20 protein-coding genes and 1 pseudogene are annotated in these 26895 nt (G+C 61.3%); 12 read left to right on the top strand and 9 right to left on the bottom strand.

What is annotated here, in order from left to right; genetic code table 11:
- Positions 1–70: 70 nt before the first annotated feature.
- The 5 genes from JZX89_RS21165 to thiD are packed head-to-tail and all read left to right on the top strand — an operon-like array spanning position 71 to position 3983.
- On the top strand, positions 71–856 hold the full coding sequence (locus JZX89_RS21165) for an ABC transporter permease (protein WP_207135282.1): 786 nt from the start codon (positions 71–73) through the stop codon (positions 854–856).
- Positions 853–1803 (top strand): ABC transporter substrate-binding protein, encoded by a 951-nt coding sequence (locus tag JZX89_RS21170; protein WP_207135283.1) that lies wholly within the window; start codon positions 853–855, stop codon positions 1801–1803. Before JZX89_RS21165 ends, JZX89_RS21170 begins: the two co-directional genes overlap by 4 nt.
- Entirely contained in the window at positions 1800–2540 is a 741-nt protein-coding gene (locus JZX89_RS21175; RefSeq protein WP_207135284.1) for a hydroxyethylthiazole kinase, read from the top strand. The genes JZX89_RS21170 and JZX89_RS21175 overlap by 4 nt, the downstream gene beginning before the upstream one ends.
- Entirely contained in the window at positions 2527–3189 is a 663-nt protein-coding gene (gene thiE / locus JZX89_RS21180) for a thiamine phosphate synthase (protein WP_207135285.1), read from the top strand. The genes JZX89_RS21175 and thiE overlap by 14 nt, the downstream gene beginning before the upstream one ends.
- On the top strand, positions 3186–3983 hold the full coding sequence (gene thiD / locus JZX89_RS21185) for a bifunctional hydroxymethylpyrimidine kinase/phosphomethylpyrimidine kinase (RefSeq protein WP_174374787.1): 798 nt from the start codon (positions 3186–3188) through the stop codon (positions 3981–3983). Before thiE ends, thiD begins: the two co-directional genes overlap by 4 nt.
- Positions 3984–4181: 198 nt before the next feature.
- Here thiD and JZX89_RS21190 read toward each other — a convergent pair whose 3' ends face one another.
- The gene (locus JZX89_RS21190) at positions 4182–4640 is read right to left on the bottom strand and encodes an Lrp/AsnC family transcriptional regulator (protein WP_046800773.1); all 459 of its coding nucleotides are present in this window, start codon (positions 4638–4640) and stop codon (positions 4182–4184) included.
- A 127-nt stretch (positions 4641–4767) separates the two neighbouring features.
- On the opposite strand from JZX89_RS21190, the gene alr reads away from it, so the two are divergent.
- From alr to JZX89_RS21205, 3 genes are all read left to right on the top strand, one after another.
- Positions 4768–5934: an alanine racemase gene (gene alr / locus JZX89_RS21195; RefSeq protein WP_207135286.1), complete on the top strand. Its 1167-nt coding sequence runs from the start codon at positions 4768–4770 to the stop codon at positions 5932–5934.
- Positions 5924–7198 (top strand): D-amino acid dehydrogenase, encoded by a 1275-nt coding sequence (locus JZX89_RS21200; protein ID WP_369809589.1) that lies wholly within the window; start codon positions 5924–5926, stop codon positions 7196–7198. The genes alr and JZX89_RS21200 overlap by 11 nt, the downstream gene beginning before the upstream one ends.
- Positions 7199–7378: 180 nt before the next feature.
- The gene (locus tag JZX89_RS21205) at positions 7379–7882 is read left to right on the top strand and encodes a BA14K family protein (RefSeq protein WP_052819027.1); all 504 of its coding nucleotides are present in this window, start codon (positions 7379–7381) and stop codon (positions 7880–7882) included.
- Between the two features lie 201 nt (positions 7883–8083).
- Here the strand turns inward: JZX89_RS21205 and JZX89_RS21210 are convergent, their stop codons facing one another.
- Both JZX89_RS21210 and JZX89_RS21215 read right to left on the bottom strand, forming a co-directional pair.
- The gene (locus JZX89_RS21210; protein WP_207135288.1) at positions 8084–9439 is read right to left on the bottom strand and encodes a sigma-54-dependent transcriptional regulator; all 1356 of its coding nucleotides are present in this window, start codon (positions 9437–9439) and stop codon (positions 8084–8086) included.
- A gap of 1 nt (position 9440) precedes the next feature.
- The gene (locus tag JZX89_RS21215; protein ID WP_207135289.1) at positions 9441–11282 is read right to left on the bottom strand and encodes a sensor histidine kinase; all 1842 of its coding nucleotides are present in this window, start codon (positions 11280–11282) and stop codon (positions 9441–9443) included.
- A gap of 235 nt (positions 11283–11517) precedes the next feature.
- On the opposite strand from JZX89_RS21215, the gene JZX89_RS21220 reads away from it, so the two are divergent.
- Both JZX89_RS21220 and JZX89_RS21225 read left to right on the top strand, forming a co-directional pair.
- Complete coding sequence (locus JZX89_RS21220; protein ID WP_174374781.1) at positions 11518–12864, top strand: dicarboxylate/amino acid:cation symporter; 1347 nt, start codon at positions 11518–11520, stop codon at positions 12862–12864.
- Positions 12865–13046: 182 nt separating this feature from the next.
- Positions 13047–13485: pseudogene (locus tag JZX89_RS21225) on the top strand (EamA family transporter).
- A 45-nt stretch (positions 13486–13530) separates the two neighbouring features.
- Here JZX89_RS21225 and JZX89_RS21230 read toward each other — a convergent pair.
- Positions 13531–14883, bottom strand: coding sequence for an aspartate aminotransferase family protein (locus tag JZX89_RS21230; RefSeq protein WP_207135290.1), 1353 nt, complete (start codon positions 14881–14883; stop codon positions 13531–13533).
- A gap of 35 nt (positions 14884–14918) precedes the next feature.
- Entirely contained in the window at positions 14919–15653 is a 735-nt protein-coding gene (locus tag JZX89_RS21235; RefSeq protein ID WP_188356014.1) for an SDR family NAD(P)-dependent oxidoreductase, read from the bottom strand.
- A 234-nt stretch (positions 15654–15887) separates the two neighbouring features.
- Here JZX89_RS21235 and JZX89_RS21240 point away from each other — a divergent pair, with 234 nt between their 5' ends.
- A complete protein-coding gene (locus JZX89_RS21240) occupies positions 15888–17534 on the top strand; it encodes a GNAT family N-acetyltransferase (RefSeq protein ID WP_207135291.1) in 1647 nt (548 codons plus the stop codon).
- 57 nt (positions 17535–17591) lie between these two features.
- The gene (locus tag JZX89_RS21245) at positions 17592–18746 is read left to right on the top strand and encodes an amidohydrolase (protein WP_207135292.1); all 1155 of its coding nucleotides are present in this window, start codon (positions 17592–17594) and stop codon (positions 18744–18746) included.
- A 27-nt stretch (positions 18747–18773) separates the two neighbouring features.
- On the opposite strand, the gene JZX89_RS21250 is transcribed toward JZX89_RS21245, so the two are convergent.
- Genes JZX89_RS21250 through bcsA form a run of 4 tightly spaced genes read right to left on the bottom strand, consistent with a single transcriptional unit; the run spans position 18774 to position 26855 of the window.
- A complete protein-coding gene (locus JZX89_RS21250) occupies positions 18774–21122 on the bottom strand; it encodes a cellulose synthase (RefSeq protein ID WP_207135293.1) in 2349 nt (782 codons plus the stop codon).
- Positions 21113–22168, bottom strand: coding sequence for a family 8 glycosyl hydrolase (locus JZX89_RS21255; protein ID WP_207135294.1), 1056 nt, complete (start codon positions 22166–22168; stop codon positions 21113–21115). The genes JZX89_RS21250 and JZX89_RS21255 overlap by 10 nt, the downstream gene beginning before the upstream one ends.
- Positions 22165–24669: a cellulose biosynthesis cyclic di-GMP-binding regulatory protein BcsB gene (locus tag JZX89_RS21260; RefSeq protein WP_207135295.1), complete on the bottom strand. Its 2505-nt coding sequence runs from the start codon at positions 24667–24669 to the stop codon at positions 22165–22167. Before JZX89_RS21260 ends, JZX89_RS21255 begins: the two co-directional genes overlap by 4 nt.
- A complete protein-coding gene (gene bcsA, locus JZX89_RS21265) occupies positions 24666–26855 on the bottom strand; it encodes a UDP-forming cellulose synthase catalytic subunit (protein ID WP_207135296.1) in 2190 nt (729 codons plus the stop codon). The genes JZX89_RS21260 and bcsA overlap by 4 nt, the downstream gene beginning before the upstream one ends.
- Positions 26856–26895: the final 40 nt, after the last annotated feature.

Consider the following 26895-nt stretch of genomic DNA (forward strand, 5'->3'; position numbering starts at 1 on the left):
GGAGACTGAATGATGATGCTGAAACCTTCTGTCCTTCGCACATGGTGCGTTTGCGTCTGAGGTCCGGCTCATGCGTGCCACCCATGCATTGAACGGTATCGGTCTCCTGCTGCTTCTGTGGCAGGCAGGCACATGGCTGTTTGCGCCGCCGCGCTATATCCTGCCGTCGCCCGCCGATGTCGCCGCCGCCTTCTGGCGTCAGCCCGGCTTCCTGTTCGGGCAGGCCATGGTAACGTTTGGCGAAATGGCGCTCGGCCTAGCGGCCGGTGTTACGGCTGGCATTCTCGTCGCCTTCACCATCGCCGCCATCCCGCGTCTTGGCCGCCTCGTCTGGCCCATGGTTCTGGTGCTGCAGGCCTTCCCGGTCTTCGTGCTAGCCCCCATTCTCGTGCTCTGGTTCGGTTTCGGCATGGCCTCGAAAGTGGTGATGACGGCGATCATCATCTTCTTCCCCGTCGCCTCCTCCTTCACTGATGGCCTTAACCGCACGGATCGCGCCATTCTCGACGCCGCCTCGCTGACGGAGGCGAGCCACTGGCAGATCCTCACCCGGCTGCGCGTGCCGCTGGCGCTGCCATCGCTCATTTCCGGGCTGAGGGTCGCCGCCCCGCTCGCCCCGCTTGGCGCCGTCATCGGCGAATGGGTGGGTGCTTCGGCCGGGCTCGGTTTCGTCATGATCCAGTCCAATGCCCGCATGCAGACCGACACGATGTTTGCCGCCATGGCCATTCTTGCCGTCATGGCGGTGCTGCTGCGGCTCATCGTCGACCGGGCGACCGCCAATCTGGCCCCCTGGGCCAAGGAAACAGAACATACCATTCCTCTCAGATATTTACGGAGACTTTCGGCACCATGAAACGAACGCTTCTTTCCCTCGTCGTCGCGGCAGCAGGCGCATTTGCCCCCATGCAATCACAGGCAGCCGACAAGCTTACCGTATTGCTCGAATGGTTCGTGAACCCCGATCATGCGCCGATGGTGATCGCCAGGGAACGCGGTCTGTTTGCCGATGCCGGGCTGGACGTGGAACTGGTGCCGCCGGCCGACCCTTCCGCCGTGCCTCGTCTCGTTTCGGCAAAACAGGCCGATATCGGCGTGCATTACCAGCCGAACCTTTATCTCGATCACGATGCCGGCCTGCCGCTCGTGCGTTTCGGCACGCTGGTCGAAACCCCGCTGAACACCGTCACCGTTCTTGCCGATGGGCCGATCAAAAGCCTGAAAGACCTGAAGGGCAAGAAGGTCGGCTTTTCCGTTTCCGGTTTTGAAGATGCGATGCTGAAGCGCATGCTGGAAAAGGACGGCCTGACGAAGGATGATGTCGAACTCATCAACGTCAATTTCTCGCTCTCGCCGTCGCTGATCGCCGGCAAGGTGGATGCGACGCTCGGCGGTTTCCGCAATTTCGAACTGACGCAGATGAAGCTCGAAGGTCATGAGGGCCGCTCCTTCTTCCCGGAAGAACATGGCGTGCCGGCCTATGACGAGCTGATCTTCGTCACCCATCGCGATCTCGTAAAAGACAGCCGCCTGCCGCGTTTCCTCTCCGCCGTGGAACAGGCCGCGATCTTCATCACCAATCACCCGCAGGACTCCTGGCAGCTTTTCATCAAGGCCTATCCGAACCTTGACGACGCGCTGAACAAGCAGGCCTTCTTCGACACTTTGCCGCGCTTCGCCAAGCGTCCCGCCGCACTTGATCGCACCCGCTATGATCGTTTCGGTGCGTTCATGCAGGAGATGCAGCTGATCAAGCAGGCACCGAAGGCAGACGATATCGCCGTGGAGCTGCAGCAGCCATGACCGGCACTTTTCCGACAGCGGCGAAAGCCGCCGACATTCTGGAGCGGGTGCGCAAGACGCGCCCGCGCGTGCATTGCCTGATGAACACCGTGGTGCAGAAATTCACCGCCGACGGCATCACCGTCATCGGCGGCATTCCCTCAATGACCACTTCTCTGGAAGAAATCGAGAGCTTTGTCACCAAGGCGGATGCATTGACCGTCAATCTTGGCACGCTGGATGCCGAGCGGCGCAAGGTCATCCGGCTGGCAATCGAGATCGCCAATGCATCCGGCAAGCCGTGGATCGTCGATCCCGTACATTGCGACTACTCGCCATCCCGGCTGGAATTTGCTCGCGAACTCATCGCCCTCTCCCCGACCATCGTGCGCGGTAACCGCGCCGAGATGAGCCTGATCGGCGATGTGCCTGATGCGGTGCGGATCGAAACCGGACCGGTCGATCATCTCCGCGACACGACCCGTGGCGTCAGGATCGTCAACGGTCATCCATGGATGGCGAAGGTGACCGGTACCGGTTGTCTCTCGGGTGGCGTCATCGCCGCTTTCATGGCCGTGGAGAAAGATGCCCTGACGGCGGCAGCCGCAGCCCTCGCCGTCACAGGCGTTTCCGCCGAATTGGCTGCGAAACAGGCCAAAGGCCCCGGCACCTTCGAACCGGTGTTTCTGGATGCGCTTTCCGAAATCTCGGCCGAAGACATCATCAATCACGCGGAGATAGAGCATGAACAAGGTTGATTACCGCCTCAACGCATTGGTCGATGCCAGTCTTGCCGATGTCGCACCCTTACCCGAGCTTGCTTTGGCGGCCGCACTCAACGGTGCGACCATTCTGCAATATCGCGACAAGCACGGCTCGACGCGCGAAATGATCGACAACGCCCGCGCCATTCACGAGGCCATCGCCGGCACCGGCGTGCCGCTTGTTATCAACGACCGTGTGGATGTGGCGCTCGCCTCCGGCGCTGATGGGGTGCATCTCGGTGCCGATGATATGGATGCGAAGACCGCCAGGCGCATTCTCGGCGAAAAGGCGATCATCGGTCTCACCGTCAAGAACCGCGCCGATGCCGAAAGGGCGGCCTCCATGCCTGCCGATTACGCCTGCATTGGCGGCGTGTTCGAAACGGTTTCCAAGGTCAATCCGGACAAGCCGGTCGGTATCGATGGTTTTGCGACGCTTCGCGCCCTGCTGCGCGAATGGCGGCCGGATATGCCTGTCGGCGCCATCGCCGGTATCGACCTTGCCCGCGTGTCTTCTGTCATCGAGGCCGGTGCGGATGGCGTCGCAGTCATTTCCGCCATCTTCCGGGCAGGCGATATTGCCAGCGCAACCAAGGGCTTCCGCTCTGCAATTGACGCGGCGCTGAAAGCGAGACAACCATGACATCAATTGCATTGACCATTGCCGGCTCCGACAGCGGCGGCGGCGCGGGTATTCAGGCCGACATCAAGACCTTTTCGGCACTCGGCGCCTATGCCGCCAGCGTCATCACCGCCATCACCGCCCAGAACACCAGAGGTGTCACCGCGGTTGAGGATATTTCCGTGGCCACCATCGTCGCACAGATGGATGCGGTTTTTTCCGATCTTGCCGTCAATGCGGTGAAGATCGGCATGGTCTCGCGCATCGAAACCATCGCCGCCATCGCGGAACGGCTTCGGCAGCAGCCGCAACCGGTGGTACTCGACCCGGTCATGGTGGCGACATCAGGCGACCGGCTGCTGCATGAGGACGCCATCGAGACCTTGCGGCGGGAGCTTTTGCCACTCGCCGCCATCGTCACGCCGAACCTGCCCGAGGCGGCGCTGCTGACCGGCACGCCGATCGCCACCAACGACAAGGAAATCACCCGTCAGGCCCAGGCGATCCTCAAGGCCGGCGCGAAAGCCGTGCTCATCAAGGGTGGGCATGGCGATGGGCCTGAGAGCACGGATTATCTGTTTGCTGATGGCACCATGTTGGCGCTTGCCGCACCGCGGGTGGACACTAAGAACGACCACGGCACCGGCTGTACATTGGCGGCGGCGATTACGGCTCATCTTGCCAAGGGGTGTGAGCTGCGGGAGGCGGTTGGGCTTTCGAAGGAGTATCTGAACGGGGCGCTTGAGGCTGGGCGCGGGCTTGCCGTTGGGAATGGGCGGGGGCCGGTGCATCATTTTTATCGGTGGTGGGGGTGACATCGATGCGTCGGGCGTGGGGTCTACCCCCCTCTGTCCTGCCGGACATCTCCCCCACAAGGAGGGAGATCGACCCGAGGCGAGGTCTCGCCCATCTCAACGTTTGAGATTGAAGTGGCGGTAAAGCGTCTTACCGATCTCCCCCCTTGTGGGGGAGATGTCCGGCAGGACAGAGGGGGGTAAGCCCCAACCTCGACGCTACTTCGCCTTCGGCGTCGCCAACACATTCCTGATCGCAAAACTCGAATGAATCCGCGAAACCCCCGGCAGCTTCGACAGAATCTCCTTATGAATCCGCTCGAAATCCCCCGCACTTTCCGCCTCGCAGCGCAGGAAATAATCCGATCCGCCCGTCATCAGGTAACATTCGCGGATTTCCGGATACCGCCGCACGGCATTTTCGAAACGGTTGAGAAAATCCTCCGTCTGACGGTCGAGCGTGATCTGCACGATGACCGAGATCACTTCCCCGCCCGCAAGGCCGCTGGTCAGCGCCGTATATCCGCGGATAATGCCTTCCCGTTCGAGAATATCGACCCGGCGCAGGCAGGCCGAAGCCGAAAGCCCGACTTCCGCTGCCAGTTTTGCATTGCTGATACGGGCATTGAGCCGAAGCAGGCGGATGATGTGGCGGTCGGTCGCATCGAGTGACGACATAGAAAATTCCAATCAGACAAAGAAAATTGCGTCATTTTCAATTCTATTGCATTTTCTTCGAACAATCGCCAAGAAATTCGATAATCGTTGCAATACTCTCATGGGATAAAAATGAGGGTGAACGACCATGGACATGCAGATCAGCCGCCAGCAGGCAGCCGGTGGTGCAAGCGGCCATCTGAGCATCGATCTCGGCGCGTTACGCGATAATTACCTGACGCTTGCGGCCATGGCCCCGGCCTCGCAGACGGCAGCGGTCGTCAAGGCAGACGCTTATGGCCTCGGCGCGGATATCGTCTCGCAAACCCTGTTCGACGCAGGCTGTCGCAACTTCTTCGTCGCCCATATCGATGAGGCGCTGGCGCTTCGGCTTCGTCTGTCGGCACAGGCGCGGATTTTCGTGCTGAACGGCCTTCAGCCCGGTAACGAGATCTCCTGCGCCGCCATGGCCATCACCCCGGTTCTGAACTCGCTGGAGCAGATCGCGCAGTGGTCGGCCCATGCGCCCCATCTGGGCAAGACGCTACCGGCGGCGGTGCAGATCGATAGCGGCATGTGCCGCCTTGGCCTTTCCCCGGCAGAGCTTGAAATCATCGCCTCTCGGCCGCAATTGCTCGAAGGTCTCGACATCGCCTTCGTGATGAGCCACCTCGCCTGCGCCGACGAGCCGGAACACCTCTCCAATGCCGCGCAGCTTGCAGTGATGCGAAAGGCCGCCAACGCTTTCCCCGATGCGCCCGTCTGCTTTTCCAATTCCGGCGGCATCTTTCTCGGCAATGACTACCACAATCACCTGCTGCGCCCCGGCATCGCGCTTTATGGCGGCGCGCCGTCCGTTGCCCGGCCCAACCCGATGAAACCGGTCGTGCGTCTCGATCTCGCCGTCATCCAGACCCGCACCGTGCCAACAGGCTCGCTGGTCGGTTATGGCGGCTCTTTCGAAGCCGCAGGCCCCACACGTCTTGCGACAATCGCCGCCGGTTATGCCGATGGCCTGCCACGCTCGCTCAGCAATCGCGGGGCGGCGTGGTACAATGGAATTCGTCTGCCAATTGCCGGGCGTGTTTCGATGGACAGCATCATTCTAGACATATCGGCCCTGCCCGAGGGAACATTAACCCAGGGTAGCCTCGTTCAGATGATCGGGCCTGACCAGACTTTGGAAGACATCGCCGAGGATGCGGGCACGATCGCCTATGAAATCCTGACCGGCCTCGGACGCCGTTACCGCCGCAGCTATATTCAGCCGGGAGAAACCCCGGCAACCGCTTCAACATCAGTCAATCACAAGTGAGACGATCATGAACGTCACTATCCTCGGAGCCGGCGTTGTCGGCGTGACCTCCGCCTGGTATCTGGCCAAAGCCGGACACAAGGTGACGGTGATCGACCGCCAGCCGGCTGCAGCGCTCGAAACCAGCTTCGCCAATGCCGGTGAGGTCTCCCCCGGTTACTCCTCGCCATGGGCAGCACCCGGCATTCCAGTGAAGGCGATGAAATGGCTGTTCATGAAACATGCGCCGCTGATCATCCGCCCGACGGCCGATCCGGCGGCCTGGCGCTGGATGAGCCAGATGCTGCGCAACTGCACCTCGGCGCGTTATGCCATCAACAAAAGCCGCATGGTGCGCGTTGCCGAATATAGCCGCGATTGCCTGATGGCGCTGCGCGACGAGACCGGCATTCAATATGACCAGCGCATGCAGGGCACACTGGAGGTCTTCCGCACCCAGAAGCAGTTCGATGGCATCGGCAAGGATGTCGACGTGCTGACGGCGGGCGGTGTACCCTTCGAAATTCTCGACCGCGACGGCTGCGCTGCCATCGAACCCGGTCTCGCACCGGCCAAAGAAAAAATCGTCGGCGGCCTGCGTCTGCCCGGCGACGAGACCGGCGACTGCTTCATGTTCACCACCGAGCTTGCCCGCATGGCGGAAGAAGCCGGCGTTACCTTCATTTACGATACCGGCATCATGCGTCCCATCGTCGAGGCCGGTCGCATCAAGGCCGTGGAAACCACCAAAGGGCAGGTGGAGGCCGATATTTTCGTGGCTGCACTTGGCAGCTACTCTCCACAATTCGTGCGCCAGCTCGGACTTAATCTGCCGGTTTACCCGGTCAAGGGTTACTCCATCACCGTTCCGGTGGTGAATGAGGAGCGCGCGCCCGTCTCCACCGTGATGGACGAGGCCTACAAGGTGGCGATCACCCGGCTGGGCTCGCGTATCCGCGTCGGCGGTATGGCGGAGATCGCCGGTTTCAGCAAGGATCTGCCGGCCGCACGGCAGGGGACGTTGACCCATTCGGTGGAAGACCTGTTCGGTGGCGCGGGGGACCAGAGCCAGGCGAAATTCTGGTGCGGCCTGCGCCCGATGACGCCTGACGGCACGCCAGTCATCGGCGCTACCCGCTACAGCAATCTTTACCTCAACACCGGCCACGGCACGCTCGGCTGGACCATGTCCTGCGGTTCCGCCCGCGTGCTTGCCGATCTCATCAGCGGGACCAAGCCGCAGATCGACACGCACGATCTGGCGATCAGCCGTTACGCCGCATGATCAACGCAAGCCGCGCCGCCACCCGGCGGCGCGGCTTGCGAAAACGCGCTGGCCCCGCTCGAATTTCGGCCGTCAACACGCCACAATTCATTCAGCGCCCGTTCAGCAGCAGCGCTATATTTCTTTAACCATCGAATTTGCAACTGGCAGCGCCCCTGCCGTTCTGGATGGAAAAAGACCATGTCGTCCTTTGCAGCTAAAACCGTTCTGGCCGTTGCCGTTGCCGCCGCGACCATCGTTCCTTTCAACACGGCGTCTGCCGACGACTGGGGCCGCCGTGACCGCCGTGACGCCGCCATTCTGGGTGGCGTACTCGGCCTTGCCGCCGGTGTTGCCGTCGGCTCCGCCCTTTCCCGCCCGGCACCGGTGGATGATGAGCGCGTCTATATCGACCCGCCGCGCCGTTATGAGCCGAGCTATGTCTATGACGAGCCGGATTACCAGGAATACCGCCCGGCTCCCGTCTACCGTCCCGCTCCCGTCTATCGTCCGGCACCGGTCTATCGCCCGCAGCCGGTTTATGACAGCCGCCCGGTCTATGGTCAGCGCGCTACCTATCGCACCATCGAGCCGTGGACCAACGCCTGGTACGACTATTGCTCGCAGCGTTACCGCAGCTTCAACACCCGCACCGGCACCTACACGGATTATGACGGCCAGCGTCATTTCTGCGTTGCGGGCTAATCGCGGCAGCGGCTTCCAGCAGGAGCGATAGCAGAGTAGCTGAGCGTCATACTGGCGATGCGCGCCAATGCCTCCTCCGTCATCCTCGCCCTTGAGGCGAGGATCAACACTTTCGAACGCCGATGGATCCTCGCCTCAAGGGCGAGGATGACACCGAGTGTGGGAAAGCCGTCAAAAGCGTTGCGGCTCTTTCACGCCCCCTCAGTTCTTCACATAATCCGCCCGGTTGATACCGTGGCGTTGCAGCTTGTCATAAAACGTCTTGCGGGCAATGCCGAGCGTCGCGATGGTCTCCGCCACATCACCATTCGACTGCTCCAGCGTTTCGCGAATGATCCGCGCCTCGATCGTATCCATGCGCTCGGGCAGAGTGCCGGATGCGGGAATGGCAGCCTGCGCAACAGGTGCAACGGCCGCGTCGGTTTCCAACCCCAAAACCACTCTTTCGGCGAAATGCCCAAGTTCACGCACATTGCCCGGCCAGTCATGCTCCTGAAGGCGGCGGGAAATGCCGGCGCTGATCTGCGGCACGGCCATGTTGAAGCGGTTGGCAGCCTTGGTGACGAAGTGGGAAAACAGCAGCGGAATATCCGCCTTGCGTTCCCGTAGCGGCGGGATCGACAGCGTCACCACGTTCAGCCGGTAATAGAGGTCTTCACGAAACGTGCCACGTTCGGCCGGATCGCCGAGATCGACCTTGGCCGCCGCCACCACGCGGATATCGACCGGCCGCTCGTCGTTTGAACCCAGCGGCGAGACCTCGCGCATTTCCAGCACGCGCAGCATCTTCACCTGCACGGCAAGCGGCATGCTTTCGATCTCGTCCAGAAACAGCGTGCCGCCGCTCGAATGTTCGATGCGGCCGACACGTTTCTTCTGCGCGCCGGTAAAAGCGCCCGGCTCATGGCCGAAAAGCTCGCTTTCGATTACCGTTTCCGGCAGCGCACCGCAATTCAGCGCCACGAAATTTCCCCGCGAGCGCTTCTTGCTCCAGCGATGCAGTGCCGTCGCCACCACTTCCTTGCCGCTGCCCGTCTCGCCCGCCACCAGCACATCCACATCCGTATCGGCAATGTGCCTGAGCGTAGTGCGCAGCCGCTCCATGGCCGGCGTCTGTCCGATCAGCGGCAGATCGTCTTCCACCTGCCCGGCAGCGCGGCGAAGTGCACGGTTTTCCAGTACGAGACGGCGTTTTTCCAGCGCCCGGCGGGCACTTTCCACCATGCGCTCGGCCGGAAAGGGCTTGGCAATAAAATCATAGGCTCCGTTATGAAGCGCATCGACCGCCATCGGCACATCGCCATGGCCGGTGATGAGGATAACCGGCAGATCGGCATCGATCTTGCGGACATGGTCGAAGAATTCCAGCCCCGTCATGCCCGGCATGCGCACATCCGTGATGATGATGCCGTCAAAATCCTCGTTCAGCGCCGCAAGCGCCTGCTCGGCGCGGGAAAAGGAGGTGACCGACAATCCGTCGAGTTCCAGCGTCTGCACCATCGCCTTGCGCAGCTGTGAATCATCGTCCACCAGGAATATGGTTCCATCCACCGTCATGTCATGCTCGCTTCAGATATACGGAAAAAGCCGTGCCCGCCCCGCTGCTCGTTACCGCGATACGCCCGCCATAATCGGAAGCAATATCGTTGGAGATGACGAGGCCGAGACCGAGGCCGCTTTCCTTTGAGGTGTTGAAGGGCGAAAACAGCTGGGCGCGGATGGCCTCGGGAATGCCCCCGCCATTGTCGCTGACCGAAAGCACGACCATGTCGCCCTCTTCGCGCACACGGACTTCCACGCGGGCAGCGCCAATCTCTTCCGTGGCTTCCAGCGCGTTTTGCAGAAGGTTGATGAGGATCTGCTCCAGCCGGATGCGGCTGCCCAGCACCTTCAAATCCTGATCCGGCAATGCGATATCCAGCGCGTCCATCTGCCCGGAAAAACGGCTGCGCAACAGCATGACCGCGCCTTCGATGACCAGTTTGAGGCTCACCGGCTCGGCGGCGGTGCGGCCCTTGCGAGCCAAAATCTTCAGGTCGCCGGTAATGGTGCCGATGCGTTCGGTCAGCGCGGCGATGTTTTCGAGATTTTCGGCGGCCTCCGGCAGGCGGTCGCGTTTCAGCAGGGTGCGGGCATTGTCGGCAAAGGCGCGGATCGTCGCCACCGGCTGGTTGATTTCATGCGCCACACCCGCCGCCACCTGGCCGAGAATCGAAAGGCGGTTGGCCTGCACCAGTTCATGCTGCACATTGCGCAACTCGCCCGTCGTCTTTTCATGCAGGGCGATTTCCGCCTGCAGATGGTCGCGGGTCTTCGTCAGGTCGCGGGTCCGCTCCTGCACCTTTGTTTCCAGCTCAGCGCGGGCGCGCTGCTCCTCTTCCTTTTCCTTGAGCGTCTTGTGCCGACGCCACAGCCACAGGGCCGAAAGACCCATCAGCGGCATCAGCGTCGCCAGCGCCACCACCCGGCCCTCGCGGATTGCGGCGTTCAGCGCCGGTGCTACGGGTTGCAAGTAATGCAGGGTCCATGTGGTCGTCGGCACCGGCGTTTCCAGCCGCAGATAATCGCCGCGCTCCCGCACCGGCTCATCGACATGGATCAGCGGAACATCATCGCCTGATGAGCGGGCCGGCCGGAACGGCAATATCGCCAGCGTCTCATTGCCGAATTGCAGGCTTTCGGAAATGACCTTTCGCCGCGCCTCGTCAATGGGTGCAACGGTCTTGAAGCGCCATTCCGGCACGCTCGTCATCAACACGACGCCGTTTCTGTCGACCACATAAACCGGCTTGCCGCCAATGTTCCAATCCGATTCCAGACGATTAAATTCCACCTTGGCGATGACAACGCCGAGCGGCCTTCCGTCGGCGGCATCGATGCGGCGGGAAATATAAAGACCCGGCCGGCGGCTGACATTGCCGAGCGCATAATGTTCGGACATGCCGGTCTTCATCGCCGCCTGAAAATATTCGCGGAACGCATAGTTGGAGCCGACGAAGCTGTCGTCCTGTCGCCAGTTGCTGGAGGCGATGGTCAGACCGGTCGGCCCGGTCACATAGATCACCGACGACTGCGTGCCTTCGATCAGCCCCTCCAGCTTGCGGTTCAGCCGGTCGACGGCAACGGCGTCCCCGCCATCCAGCGCGGTGGCAAGATCGGGATCACCTGACAGAACCAGCGGGATGGCGCGCGGCCGCTCCAGCGCGACATTCAGCAACGCAATCTTCAGTTCGGCATCGGTGGAAGCCTCGAAACCCGCCGTTCGCATTGCCTGATGACGGGCGAATTCATCGGCCACCAGCAGGGCGCCAAGACTGACGAGCAGCCACAGGCCGGCCAGCGCCAGCCATTGTGCTCGACGTTTCGCCTGAGAATGAGGTGCCTGATCCTGATAGGTCATGCGTTAATTGTGCGGATTTCCGCACAGACCGCAAGAGAATTGTCCGGAATTCCGCACAAATGCGCGTGAGCCGGCGAAGCGTCAATAAAAAGTACTCTTTAAATCAGTCAGTTACGACAAATAAACAAGTCTGGCATGCGTATTGCACATGACTCCGCAATCGGCGCGAAGCCGTCAACGTCACGGCGATCCCGGGAGGCCAATAAAGGCAGGGTGAGGCCGAGGAGGAAAAAACATGATCGATAGCACAGCCGTGGCCGCAGGCCACGCCAAGCAGCCATTTTACAAACACCTGTATTTCCAGGTTCTGGTCGCCATCATCGCCGGTATCGCGCTTGGCCATTTTTACCCGACCTTCGGTGAGCAGCTGAAGCCGCTCGGCGATGGCTTCATCCGCCTCGTCAAGATGATCATCGCTCCCGTCATCTTCCTCACCGTCGCAACCGGCATCGCCGGCATGAACGACATGAAGAAGGTTGGACGCGTGGCCGGCAAGGCCATGATCTACTTCCTGGTGTTCTCCACCCTCGCGCTCGTTGTCGGCCTCATCGTCGCCAATACCATACAGCCGGGCGCGGGCATGAACATCGATCCTTCCACGCTGGATGCCAAGGCCGTCGCGACCTACGCCGACAAGGCCCATGAGCAGACCATCACCGGCTTCCTGATGAACATCATCCCGACCACCATCGTCGGTGCATTTGCCAGCGGTGACATTCTGCAGGTGCTGTTCTTCTCCGTGCTGTTCGGCATCGCGCTCGGCATCGTCGGCGAAAAGGGCAAGCCCGTCACCGATTTCATGCATGCCATGATGTATCCGATCTTCAAGCTGGTCGCGATCCTGATGAAGGCCGCACCGATCGGCGCTTTCGGTGCCATGGCGTTCACCATTGGCAAATACGGCATTTCGTCCGTCACCAACCTCGCCATGCTGATCGGCACTTTCTATATCACGTCAGCCTTGTTCGTGTTCGTGGTTCTCGGCGCCGTCTGCCGCTATAACGGCTTCTCCATCGTCGCGCTTATCCGTTACATTAAGGAAGAACTGCTGCTCGTTCTCGGCACCTCGTCTTCGGAAGCCGCGCTGCCGGGCCTGATGAGCAAGATGGAAAAGGCAGGCTGCAAGCGCTCCGTCGTCGGCCTCGTCATCCCGACCGGTTACTCCTTCAACCTTGACGGCACCAACATCTACATGACGCTGGCCGCTCTCTTCATCGCACAAGCGACGGGCATCCACCTCTCCTTCGGTGAACAGATCCTGCTGCTGCTCGTCGCCATGCTCTCCTCCAAGGGTGCGGCCGGCATCACCGGCGCAGGCTTCATCACGCTCGCAGCCACGCTCTCGGTCGTGCCTTCGGTTCCTGTCGCCGGCATGGCGCTGATCCTCGGCATCGACCGCTTCATGTCGGAATGCCGCGCGCTCACCAACTTCGTCGGCAACGCGGTCGCCACCATCGTCGTCGCCCGCTGGGAAGGCGAACTGGATGAGGAACAGCTTGCCCGCGTGCTGAGCGGCCAGGAAGAAATCTCCGGCATCGCCGATGTGGATTCGCTGCCGGCTTCGGTTCAGCCCGCCGAATAATACGACCTCCCAAGGTCCGGCCTGTCCCGGCTCCGTCCGGACAGGCTCTCACATGAAAGCCGGCGCATTCGCTCGATGCGCCGGCTTTCTTGGTTCAAGCACATCTGCGAAAACGGTTCTTATCGCAAAGCCGATGCTGTAAAGCCAGACAGAGCGAATGCGAAGAACGGAGTAGGCCCCACATGAAGAACCTGTTTCTGGCCTGGCAATTCTGGGCGCTGTTATCGGTGGCTTTCGCGGCATTGACCGCGATTTTTGCGAAAGTCGGCATCGAAAACGTCAATTCCGATTTTGCCACCTTCATCCGCACCATCGTCATTCTCGCCGCCGCGGGCCTGATGGTTTATGTCACCGGCAACTGGCAGCAGCCCTCCACCGTCTCGGGGCGCACCTGGCTGTTCCTCGTGCTTTCGGGTCTGGCGACTGGCGCATCGTGGATATGTTATTTCCGAGCGCTGAAAATCGGCGATGCCGCCCGCGTCGCGCCCATCGACAAACTCAGCGTCGTCTTCGTCGCCGTCTTTGCGGTGCTGTTTCTGGGGGGAAAGGCTGTCGTTGCCCAATTGGCTCGGCGTGGTCCTGATCGCCTGCGGCGCCGTACTTGTGGCTTACAGGGGATAAGATGAGGCCGGCCGGATAAACCGGCCGACGCTAACTATAAAACCTTCAACCGCGTGTAGCCGCGACCTTGTCGAGACCGCGTTTCACGCCGGCAAACAGCTCATCCAGCTGCTCGGCGGTGATGATCAGCGGCGGGCAGAAGCAGATGGATTCGCCGATCGGGCGGGTGATGACGCCCTCTTCCTCGATGGCGGCGGCAATGGCAAGCGTCGTATCGCCGGGCTTGAGGCCCTCCCATGGCTTCACTTCCAGTGCGCCGAGAAGACCGACGCCGCGTGAGGAATGAATGAGCGGGTGATCGGCAAGCGCCTTCAGATGATCGAGGAACCTGCCTTCCAGCCGGGCGACATTGCCGACCAGATCGCGCTCCTGGATGATCTTCAGATTTTCCAGCCCCACCGCCGTCGCGACCGGGTGACCGGAGGCGGTGTAGCCATGGCCGAAGGAGCCGATCCGGTCGGACTCATCGGCAACCGGCTGGTAGAAACTGTCATTCATGATGATCGCTGAAAGCGGCATGTAGGACGACGAAATCTGCTTGGAAACGACCAGCACATCCGGCTTGATGCCATAGGTCTCGCAGGCAAACATCTTGCCGGTGCGGCCAAAACCGCAGATCACCTCGTCCACGACAAGCAGAATGTCGTATTTCTTCAGGATCGCCTGCACGCCCTCCCAATAGCCTTCCGGCGGCAGCAGAACACCGCCGGCGCCCATCACCGGTTCGCCCCAAAAGGCGGCGACCGTTTCCGGCCCTTCGCGAAGGATCAGGTCTTCCAGCTCCTTCAGGATACGCGCGGTGAAATCCGTCTCGCTTTCTCCATCCTTTCCGAAATGCACATAGGAGGGGCAGGCCGTGTGCAGCATGCGGTCCAGCGGCAGATCGAAGCTTTCATGGTTGCGCGGCAGGCCGGTGATCGAGGCGGATGCGATCGTGACGCCGTGATACCCCTTGATGCGACCGATGATCTTTTTCTTGTCCTTGTTGCCCAGCGCGTTCGAGCGATACCAAACCATCTTCGCAGCAAGATCATTCGCCTCGGAGCCGGAAGAGGTGAAATGCACCTTCGACATCGGCACCGGTGAAAGCTCGATCAGCAGCTCGGCAAGATCGACGGACGGGCCATGCGTCTTGTAGGAAAAGGTGTGGTAATAGGGCAGCTTCTGCATCTGCTTCGTCGCAGCATCCACCAGCCGCTGTTCACCAAAACCGAGCGCCACCGACCACAGCCCCGCCATCGCCTCGATGTAACGCTTGCCGCTGCTGTCGGTGACATAGATGCCATCACCGCTTTCGATCACCAGACCGCCGGTCTTTTCGAATTTGCGCAGGTTGACGTTCGGGTGCATCTGATAGGCGATATCGCGTGCCTCGACGGAATTCGGCAGGATGGTCATCGGTAAAGGCTCCGTTGGTTGGATGGGCTGAGGCGTCAGACGTGCTGGCCGCCATTGATGTGAATTTCCGCGCCGTTGATGTAGCTCGACTGGTCCGAGCAGAGGAAATGGATGGTCTGCGCCACCTCCGCCGTGGTGCCAAGCCGGCCGAGCGGCACCTGGGCTTCAACCAGTTCTGCGGTTCCGGGGGAGAGGATGGCAGTGTTGATCTCACCCGGCGCTATGGCGTTGGCGCGCACGCCGCGCGGACCGAATTCATGCGCCAGTTCCCGCGTCAGCGCCGCCAGTGCTGCCTTCGATGTGGCATAGGCCACGCCGGCAAAAGGATGCACCCGCGAGCCGACTATGGAGGTGACGTTGACGATGCAGCCTTTCGCCGCCTCCAGTTCCGGCAACAGCGCGCGGGCGAGCAGCGCCGTGGAGACGAGGTTGACGTTGAGCACCCGTGTCCAGATGTCAGCCGTGGTGTCGGCGACACCGAGACGGCTGCCGTCTTCGCCCTTCGGCGAGATACCGGCATTGTTGACAAGGGCGGCGAGCTTTCCTTCCGGCAGGCGCGAGCGCACCTCAGCCGCAAGATCTTCGATGCTGGACAAATCCTCAAGATCCGCCTGGATATGGCTCTCCCGCGCCGAAGGCCAGCGGCATTCCTCTGAGAAAGGTTGCCGCGATACGGTGAGAATCCTCCAGCCCTTCTCCTGAAACAGCTTGACGGTGGCATGTCCTATTCCACGGCTGGCGCCGGTCAGAAGCATAAAAGGAACTGCCATATGAGAACTCCCGTGCCATGCGGACCGTTGAGCCGATCGAACATTCAACTCGCATGTTAGAGAGTTACAACAGGTGGACAAGGGCTTTTTTGTCGCGGCGTACCGGCGGGAAACGCGCCACGGGCTAATCCCATTTGATGGGCGCCTTTCACCCGAAGGGAATATTTGAAGCCGGCCGTTTGCCCATAAAATGAAACCTCCCGAATGTGTGATCTGTATTGGGAGGGGGCAAGAATGCGTATCGACATCATCGACACCGACGCCGGCTTCGAGGCGATCCGGCAAAACTGGGACGCGGTGTTCATGGCCGATCCCCATGCCCGGCATTTCCTCTCCTGGGGCTGGCTCAGGGACTATATGCCACGCCGCAAGCGCTGGTTCATTCTGGCTCTGCGTGAACGCCCGGAAGGCTCACCCTATGTGGCGTTTTTCCCGCTGCGCCTCGTCACCGAGCCGGACAAGAAAACCGGCCGCTTCCACGACAGCATCGTCATGGCCGGCAATGCGGCCGCCGATTACACCGGCTTCATCACCCTGCCGGACTATGAAAATCACGCCGTCGCCGGTTTCTGCTCCTTCATTCGCCAGCAGAACTGGACCGAACTGAAGCTCGACTACCTCTCCGGCCCGCCGGAACGGCACAGTGCGATGGTCCGTGCGCTGCAGGGGCCGCTCGTCATGTTCCGCGACAACATGCCGACCAACCCCTATAACATCAACAATTGCATCTGCCCGGTGGTCACCCTGCCCGACACTTTCGATGGCTATCTCGACAGCCATATGAGCAGCCAGACGCGTCAGAAGCTGCGACGTTTCATGCGGAAGGTGGAGGGCGGCGACGAATATCGCATCACCTTTGCAACGCGGGAAACGATCAAGCGGGACATGGATATCCTGTTCGACTTCTGGCGCATTCGCTGGGCGCCCTACAAGGGCAAGGAGCGCACGGAACTGCTTATCGGCGCGACGCGGCAGATGCTGATGGATGTCTATATCCGTGGCGATCTGGAAGTGCCTGTCCTGTGGTTTGGCGACCAGCCGCTCGGAGCACTGGCCAACATCATCGACCGTCAAAAAAAGTCGGTGCTTTTCTACATCACCGGCCGCGACGAAAACTGGAAGACCCCCTCGCCCGGCCTCGTGCTGCACGGGCACTGCATCCGCCGGGCCATCGAGCAGGGTTTAAAAACCTATGACTTCCTGCGCGGCAACGAGCCGTATAAGTATTTCTTCGGACCAGAGGAGCAGAAACTCAGCTGCACGCTGTTCCGCACCCGCTCGGGCGAAAATCTCGGCGGCACGCTCAACCCGCGCAGCGTCCGCTTCGTCTATGAGCAGGGTCTCAAATTTTACAAGACCGGCAAGAAACCGGCCGCCAACATCGCCTTTGCCCAGGTGCTGGCGGCAGCACCCGACCATTCCGGCGCGCAATTCGGTCTCGCCACCCTGTCTTTCGACCGGGGTGAGTTCCGGGAGGCGGAAATCGCCTTTCTGGCGCTTCTCGCCAGCGGTCAGGACCCGGTTCTGCTCTGGATGCGCATCGGTGAGGCGCGGCTGGCGCAACAACACTATCACGAGGCATCCGAGGCCTTCCGGCAGGTGACCAATCGCGCGCCCTTCCACCGCGAGGCGCTTTATAAATGCGCCGTCGCCCTCATCGCCGCCGAAAGGGCGGTGGAAGGGGCAGAAATTCTCGACAGGCTGCAGCACTATCATTCGGACGACGCCGCGCATCTGGAATATGCCGAGAAAGCGCGCGTGGCCCTTGCACGGCTGGAACTGGCCAAACCAAAGGTCGCTTTGCCTGCCGATGTCATCACGCTTGCCACCAAAACCAAGGCAACGGGCAAGCGCTGGCACCCGCCAAAGGTTTTGCATTGAAGGCAATGATCTGTAAGTTGCGGCAGGAAAAACCGGCCGCAACCTGCAGGGATTTTTATGTTTCTGACCAATAAGGACATGCTAGACCTCGTCGAGCTTCGCCATGATCTGCACCGCCATCCGGAAATCTCCGGCGAAGAAAAGGAAACAGCCCGACGCATCCGCGTTTTCCTCGAACAGGCAAAACCTGACAAGCTTCTTGCCGATCTGGGTGGCCATGGCGTCGCAGCGGTCTATGACAGCGGCAAAAGCGGCCCGGCGATCCTGATCCGGTCCGAACTCGATGCCCTGCCCATTCACGAAAAAAGCGAGGCCGAACACCGTTCCGGCACCGACGGCAAGGGCCATCTTTGCGGCCATGACGGCCACTCGACCATTCTGACGGCGCTGGCGCTTGGCCTTTCCCGCAACCGACCGCAAACCGGCAGTGTCATCCTCCTTTATCAGCCGGCGGAAGAAACCGGCTCGGGTGCCGCCGCCGTCATCGCCGATCCGCGCTTTGAGGAGATAGCGCCGGATTACGCCTTCTCGCTGCATAATCTTCCCGGCCTGCCATTCGGCCATGTCAGCGTGGTGGAAGGCCCGGTCAATTGCGCCTCCCGCGGCATCAAGATTCGCCTTTCCGGCAAGACGGCGCATGCTTCTTCGCCGGAACACGGCGTTTCGCCGATGCGGGCGATATCGCAGTTGATGCCGGCCTTGACCGATCTTGGCTCCGGCTTTCCGCCAGAACCCGATTTTTCGATGGTGACGATCACCCATGCGGTGATGGGCGAAGCGGCCTTCGGCATTTCCCCGGCCGACGCGGAAGTCTGGGCGACGCTCCGCACGCTCACCGACGACCGGATGGAAAAGCTCTGCACGGCTGCGGAAGCGCTCGCGAAAAAGCTGGCGGACGAACAGAAACTGGCGCTCGATATCACTTACGACGATATCTTCCTGCATTGCGAAAATGCGCCTGACGCAGTCGATCACATCCTGCGGTCGCTGGACGAGGAGAAAATTTCCCACAATTCGGAAGGGCTGCCCATGCGCGCTTCCGAAGATTTCGGCCGCTTCCGTGCCGTCTCGTCATCGGCCATGTTCTTTTTGGGCGCGGGCAAGGACTACCCCAACCTGCACAATCCCGACTATGATTTTCCGGACGCGTTGATCGGCATCGGCGCTGGCATCTTCATGCGCATCATCCGCAACTTGACGGATGCGGGATAGAAGCGGCCATTCTCTGGCCGCCGTAACTTAGCCCCCTTGCGGACCGTTGCTCGGCCGGGCGGCGCGCACCGCGGCCAGTCCGCGGATGCCGTCCTTATTGCCGATCGACGTCAGGCTTTCGAAAATCTGCGCGGCGTCACCGTAACGGCGCATGGCAAGATAGGAATAACCGCGCAGCACCATCAGATCGGCGCGCTCATCAGCAAGCCGTGAACGCTGATCGAGCAGCAGCAGCGTTTCCGCATAGCGTTTCGACTGGAAGGCGGAAACCGCTCTGTCCGCCAGGATCGAGACCTGCAACTCGGTCGCGCGCGGGCGATCCATGCCCGATTTCGTCGCCGAAACGGCCGCATGGTCCGTCAGCCCCATGCGCAGATAGGCAAGGCTCTGGCCATAGGCCGCATCGCTTTTTACCGTCGACTGGCCACCTTCAATGGCGGATTCGAAGGCTTTCAGGGCCTCCGCCGGCCGGTTGGTCTCCATCAGGCACCAGCCAAGATCGAGCGCCTGCTGCGGCGGCAGTCGCTGCGGATCTGGATAGGCTGCGCAGGAACGGGGGCGCGATGCGGCGCTGGCTTCCCGTTGCGCTTGCGTCGGGCGGCGTGCCTGCTTGCGCGAAGGCTCCGGAGCCGATTGCTGAACGGTTGGTTGACTGTACACCACCGCTGTCTCCGCCTGCGGCGCATAGGGTGCCGGTGCTGTCGTCGGAGAGACTGCGGCAACAGGCGGTGCGGTTACCGGCGCCAGCGGTTGCCCGGACTGATCCACCATGCGTGCGGTTCCCACATCGGCAATGCGCTGCGAGCGGCTTGCCCATTGCTGCTGGATGCCGCGCAGACCGGCCAGATTGCGCAGGTCATGATAGCTGAGCGCTACACCATAGGCCGAAGGCTCGTCATCCGGTTTCCAGCCAAGCGCGGTACTGAACCATTGCAAGGCAAGCGGCGTCTGCCGGAAGGCGAGCGAATACCAGCCGAATTGCTGCGCCGTCGCCGCATCCTTGCGCGCCACCGTTTCGGCAGCGATGCGTTGCAGCACATCCGGCGGCAGCACGACAGGCGGTTCAAGCGCCAGAAGATTGGCCGTTGCGGCAAGATAGGTGGCGAGCGCGTCATCGGAGGAGGTGCGCCATTTATACATGACGTCCTCGGCCTCACGCGGCTCGTTGCGGTCGATCAAGGCCAGCGCCAAGCCTTGCGAAGCAGAAGCGCTGTCTTCTTCTTCCCGCGCCTTGCGGAACCATTTTTCCGCCTCCGCCATGTTCTTCTGGCGAATATTGTACCAGCCGAGCAGCAGGGCGTCGCTGGCCAGCTTGTCAGTTTCGGCAAGTCTTTCAAGCCGCATCAGGTAAGCGGAAGGAACGGAAATGCCCTCCTTCTCCCCCGCCTTCGCCACGAACTGGCGGGCGAGATCGTTCTTGACCGGTTCGAATTCCAGTTGGCCATCGGCGCCGGGTTTTTCCTTGGCCAGCAGCTCGCTCATCATCTCCGCCGGCAAAAGCGCCGACGCCTTCTGCACCGTGGCAAGCCTGTCGCTTGGCATCGTGCAATTGTTGAGAATGTAGAGATAGGCGTCCCGCGCCCGCCCCATGCGGTCGGTATTGGCGAAGGCATCCGCCACCCGCCACAAAACATCGACTTCGCTGCAGGTCAGCAGACCGGGGTTGTTTGCCGCCGCATCAACCACCGTCGCATATTGCTTAAGATCCGACGCATTGACGAGCCGTTGGCGCGCTTCGGCAAGGGTAAGCATACCGGTCAGATTGTCGGGCGGCTGCCAGCCGGGTTCCGCCTGCTGGCGGTCGGCAATCGCCTTTCGCACTTCGGCGTAACGTCCATCGGTATAAAGCTGCCACATGGCATCGAGTTTGGGATCGCCATTTTCTGGAATGGCGAGCGGATCGGCCGGTGGCGTCCAGTTCGGATAAAGCGTGCGTAGCCGGGCAATCTCGGCCTGAAGGCGCTGGGTATCGCCCCTCGCAGCGAAATAACGCAGCGCGCTGAGATCGACCTCGGGCATATTGGCCGCAGCCGGCTCAGCCGCGCGGGGAGTGGGAGCCTGCGCCATTTGCGGCTGTGGTGATTGCCAGCCGGCCTGCGACGGGCGGTCCATCGCCGGCACCGTTACCGGCGGCGTTGCGGCCGGCACCGTGACAGGCGGCGTCACCTGCGCCATCTCGCGATTTTTGACGAAGGCGTTGATCTGCGCCGGATTGGCCGCTGTCGGAGACATACGCGGCACCGCGCGGTTGTCGCCCACCGCCGAGGTGTGCACATCAGACACTCGTCCAAGAATGCTGTCGCGCCAGTGGAAGGCGGCAAGCGCAATCAGAAGCAGGATGAGAGCCGAGGTCGACAGTGGCTTGTTCATCGGCATTCCCCGTTATTCCTCGCCAGAAACGACAATGCCAGAAGATGCAATGTGGAAGGATAATAAAGTGTTGGCTGGAAGCTTTTAAGTTCGGCGGGAATGGCCGGACCACCGGCAACGCAGGCCGCCAGTGCCGGAATGATCCGATAACCGGGATCCGACAGCACGTCCTTGACCGCTCCGCTCTTCAGATCGAAGGTTCCGGCCGCACCGCTTTCCAGCGCCATGCCATCTTTCAGCCGCGCCAGCAGTTCCGGTACCCCCATTTTTGCCCTTGAGAGGTAAAGCGGTATGCGCACCGCATTATAACCGAATTCCGCAGGAAAACCCGCCGCCGGCTGCGGCTTCGTTTTCACCGATACCCAGTCGGCCGGCAATTTTCTGTCGCTGAAGGCGAATGCGCCGACCTGCGCCACGCCGTCATCGGCAAGCGCCTTCCAGAGTGGTGATGGCGCAACCAGGTCGAGCACCGGAAAGGCTTCGAAAATCAGATAGGATGGATTGACCACCGGCCCATCGGCCCTGTCATTTTCACCAAACCCGCTGCCAGCCGGCAAAAGCAGCGTTCTACCACCACGCTGCACCACTGTTTTTTTGAGGATGGCGTTTGCGATGGCTGCGGACGCTTCGGCATAATCCTGCCGGTTCCACTGGCCGGCGGCGAGCGCCAGCGCATAGGCGATCAGGATATCGCCATCGGTCGCGTTATTGATGTCAGTGACGTGCGGCCGGGTGCGCGGATCCCATTTCCAGGCGGAAAGCCCGTCGTCACGCACCAGCAGCTCCGTGCGGGTGAAGCTCCAGATCAGTTCGAAATCGGCAAGGTTGTCGGAGAGCACGGCAAGCCACATGCCGTAACCCTGCCCTTCGCTGTGGCTGATATTGCCGTTGCCGGTATCGATGATGCGCCCGCCGGGATCGAGAAAGGCGTCTTTATACGCAGACCACGCTTCCGGTGACACCGATGCGGCGTGGCCGGCGGAGATGCCGGCGATCAATGCCATCACGGACAGGCAGATAATGCGGGCAAGTTTCGAAATCCCGCCCGTCATCGATGTCGTCCCATCAGGCGCAGCATCACGAAGGTGGCGAAACCCAGAAGCGAGACGAAGCCGATGAATGCCAGCGAATAGGAAAGCACATTGGAGGACAGCCAGTTGGCAGCGATCAGTCTCCAGTTGGAGAGCGAAAACGCTCCGGTGATATAAAAATACGGCCGCTCCACCTCGACTGTTTCGACCTTTTCCGCAGTCGCATCGTAAGCGGCAACCCGTCCGGTGACGTCGCCCCAGCGGTTCTCGCGCGTTATCGCCGACATGCCGTCGAGAAGTTCGGCCGACGTCGGCGCGGTGGCAAGCGTCCAGACGCCTTCGCCGGAAGGGCTAAGCCCCTGCGCCAGCATGAAGGAGACATTGGCGGGCGGGGCATACGGTTGCTCGGCCGCCGGCAGGAAGCGTAGCGTCTCCGAACTCAGATCGAAATTCCGCTTCATCCAATCCTCGAAGGACGAGACCTGCCCCTCCCAGACGCCGCCATCCACCCTCTCCCGCCAGTCGTTGAACAGGGTTTCGCTGCTCTGCGCGGGCGGCTGAACACCGGTTCCGACTTTCCAGGATATCTGGCTGGAGGGAACGAGATTGAACTGGCTGATCAGCGCCTGCGGGAATTGCGAAATCGTTCCCACAAACAGCGCATCCCGATCACCGATCACCAGCGGCGAGGCGACGGTTTCGACGTTTATCGGATGTCCGGCAACACTCGCAAGCCGGCTGACGAGGGTTGCCGCCGCCGACATGGTGTCGGTATCAAACCGGTCCAGCGAGAGCGCAACCGGGCTTCCGGCAGCCCTGTAGGGCTGGCCAGCCCCGGCCATCGCCGCGAGATCCGGCTTGCGACCGATCCGGGCATAATCCGGAATATGGATTTCGGTGGTGTCGAACAGGGCAAAACGCGGGGTCGTGCTGGCCGGCGCACCCGGCGCGCAGGCTTGATCCTGCGCCGTCATCAACACCGCCTCGATCGTTATCTTGTTCGGTCCCGGCTTCAGATGGCGCATCGTGACGTTGATGGGTAGATGCCGGAAAATACCGCCGCCATTGTTGGAGATCGGCACCGTCGAAGCGATCTCGTCATTGACGTAGATGTCGATATGGCTGCCGGGCAAGACCTGCGAGGAATAAGCCGCGTCGAGCAGCAGCGATGCCTCGCCATAGGCCGAGGCATAAAAATCGGCGGGCATGCCGATATAAAACTCGTTGCGGAAACGGCGTCCGCTAAATTCGCTGCTTTCGAGACCGAGTTCGGAAAGCGCGATACGGCGGTCCGAGGTGATGAGCGGAACATCCGGCGCATGCCAGCTGCGGGTCGAAAAAGCCGTTCGCTGGGCGCCGGGCGCACGCGATATTGACGAAAACAGCGTCTCTATGGCCGCCTGCACCGCCTGCGGAGTGGGGCCGCTGACGAAAAGCGGCGAGAAGCCGCCTGGCGCGACGCTGCCAAAACCGGCAAAGGCGCCCGCCGATGCTTCCGGCGGCAACGCCCCGGCTATACCCGCAATCTCACGGGCGGTGCCTGCCAGAACCGTCAGTGTTCCGGGCTTGCGCTCGGAGGAAGGGGCCGTCACGAAGCGGATCGTCTGGTTGGGCATCTGGGTTCTGAGCGCCAGCGCCTGCGAAAGGCGCAGGAGTGAATCCGCAAATGCCGGATTACCGAGCGACGGCGCGACGATCTCAATCGAAGTCGCGGCCTTGCCGTCCGGTCCAGTCGCCTGAATGTCGTCTATATTGGCGAAAGCGCCGGCAACATCGGCGTTGAAGCCGATGTAGGTATTCGCCGGGTTGATGTCAGTCCACAGATCGTAGGTGGACTGGATCGTGCAATCCGTCCTGTGCCGCTGCTGCACGCCGAGCGTTACGACGTTTGAGCCGACCTGCAACACGCCGGGAGGTATTTTCAGGGAGACATTGCCCTCACCGTCAGGCGCTTCAATGCGCGCCACATCCAGTGGAACATTGTTCAGGCTGACCTGAAAATTCGAGCTTTCAGGCGCGACCACAATGGCGTTCTGATAACCGATATTAAGCGAAACGGCGGCATTGGCCTGCTCCGGCGTCAGATAGATACCCCATTGCCGCCGGGCCATCTCGCCGGAAAGGCTGAGCTTCTCATAGGGCAATATATAACGTCGGCGGCTATCAGCAGCCGATAAGGGGGCCTGCGCCGTGGCTGGTCTTGCTCCCTCCTGACGCGGAGGAACGGGAACGGGCGGAACCGATGCAGGTGGAACGGCGGTCCGCTGCGGCGGTTGCGGCATTGGCGCCGGCTGAACCACAAAGGGCGGCTGCGCCGGTGGTATCGCCGGAGGCTGGACCGGCGACGGCTGGCTGGGCGCAGCGGGAGGAACGACAACGGGCGGCGGCACCGGCGCAGGCGCAGTCTGCGCGGGCCTTTCCGGCGACATATCGAAGGGTGAGGACTGCGCCATCGCACCGGTTGCGGCGGCGCTCCACATCAATGCTATAAACGAACCCCTGATCTTTCTGCCGCCGGTCATTTTACAGCTCCGGCAGGTTTGACGCTTTTGGCGGCAGGTCGCAGCGCCTTGGCCAGATAAAAGAGCCCGCGCTGCGTCTGAAACAGCGATATGGCCAGAAAGATCGCCGTGCCGCGGATGAGTCCGGGGTTCTTGCGGCGCACGCGCTGGAACTCGCTCCATTGTTCGGAATTGGCGAAGATCAGGTCGGCAATCAGGCGGTGATCAATGGCGCGCTGCGGCGAGAAGGTGCAGCCGATGGAAACCAACCCTTCGCCGCGAACCGTCCGGACCACGTTGACGGGCATGGTGTCCGGCACGCCTTCGCTATGCGGCTTGACCCGGACGATCGCCGTCGTGTCCTTGGCAACAGCGGTTGCGCCATCGAACAGATTGATCAGCAGGCCATGCACCGAGACGTTATCGATGGAGGCCGGCAGCCATGCATCGCTGCCCTCGAGCTTCACCTCGCAGCGCCGCTTGACGGTGATGCGCCGCGATGCCGACTTGTCGCCGCGCTCGGAGACGACACCGAGTGCGCAGCCTGCGAAAATGAGGTTGAGCAGGTTCCAGCCGCCGACGACGAGCGTCACATCGGCCTTGTAAGGCTCGCTATAAATGCGCCAGATGGCAAAAGCCATCGCCACCAGCAAAAGCGCGAAGATGACGAAGAACGGACGGCTGATCTCGGAAAGCCGCGCCTCGGCAATGGATTCGTCTTTCGCCGTCACCTTGAAGGTCGGTTTGCCGGGATTGAAGATCACCGAAACGACGGCGGGCAGCAAGTGAACCGTCTGCACATATTCGTAGAGTTCGGAAATCCACGGCCAGCGGAAGCTGCCATAGAGATAGTTCTGCATCATCAGGTTCACGAGCATATAGGCGGCGGTATAGGCGAGGAACTCCCCGCCCGAGGCCACGAAAATCTGAAGATCGAAGAACAGGTAGAACAACGGCGCGAACAGGAAGATCGTGCGCGGGAACGGGAAAAGCCAGAACAGCGTCGAAGACATGTAACAAAGGCGCTGCGTGAAGGAGAGGCCGCGCTTGAACAAAGGCTGGCGAAAGATCAGGATTTGCATCATGCCCTGCGCCCAGCGGCTGCGCTGGCCGATGAAGCTCGCGAAGGTGGCCGGTTGCAGACCGGCGATCAGCGGCTTGTCTACATAAATGCTGTTCCAGCCGCGCGAATGCAGCGCCAGCGCCGTTTCGCAATCCTCGGTGATGCTGACGCCGCTGAAGCCATCGGAATCCTGCAGCGCCTCGCGCCGCAGCACGGCGGCGGAACCGCAGAAAAATGCCCCGTTCCACTTGTCGAGACCGCGCTGGATGATGCCGTAAAACATCTCGTTTTCGCTCGGCATCGTCTCGAAGGTGCGCAGGTTGCGCTCGATGGGATCGGGATTGACGAAGAAATGCGGCGTCTGCACCAGAAAGAGCCGGGGATCTTCCTCGAAATAACCGACAGTTTCCAGAAGGAAATCGCGGGCAGGCGCATGGTCGGCGTCAAACACCGTGACGAGTTCGCCGGTCGAATGGGCAAGACCGTTATTGAGATTGCCGGCCTTGGCGTGGACGTTGCGCTCGCGCGTCAGGTAACGCACGTCGAGATCCTCGCAAAGCTTCTTCAGCTCTTCGTGGCGGCGCTGCGCCGCCTGCGCCTCGACGATGTTGCTGGCATTACGCTTCTGCACCGAGCCGCCATCATCCAGCAACCAGACCGTGAACCGGTCGGCCGGATAATCCATGTTCTTGGCCGCTGCCAGCGTGTTGGCCAGAAGCTCCGCATCCTCATTATAGCTCGGCACGAAGACATCGACGGTCGGCCGATAGTCCGGCGAGCCGGGCCGCGTCTTGCGCGACGGCAGCGGCATGGAGACGATGACGAGGCTGAGGCCCAGCATGACGACGCTGTACATTTCCGCCAGATAAAGCAGAAAGCCGGGAATGAAGTTTTCGAGCTGGTTGATGGGCGGCAGCGTGCTGGTGGTGCGCCAGTAGACGTAACGCAGAACGATGGCCGTGCCGAAACCCAGGGCCACCAGACGCCAGGCCCCCTGCCCGTTAAATCCTTTGATGGTCGCCAGAAGAACGAGCGAGATCGCGGTGGCGACCAGATGCGTCTGCAGGCTGACGGGCATCGTGACGATGGCCAGAACGCAAAGCGACACAAGCAACCAGACAATGACTGTGATGGCCTTGTTCATCCGACAACTTTCCGTTCTCTTCCCCACCCGGCATTAACGC

It is taken from the genome of Agrobacterium burrii (genome assembly GCF_017313405.1).
GTDB lineage: Bacteria > Pseudomonadota > Alphaproteobacteria > Rhizobiales > Rhizobiaceae > Agrobacterium > Agrobacterium burrii.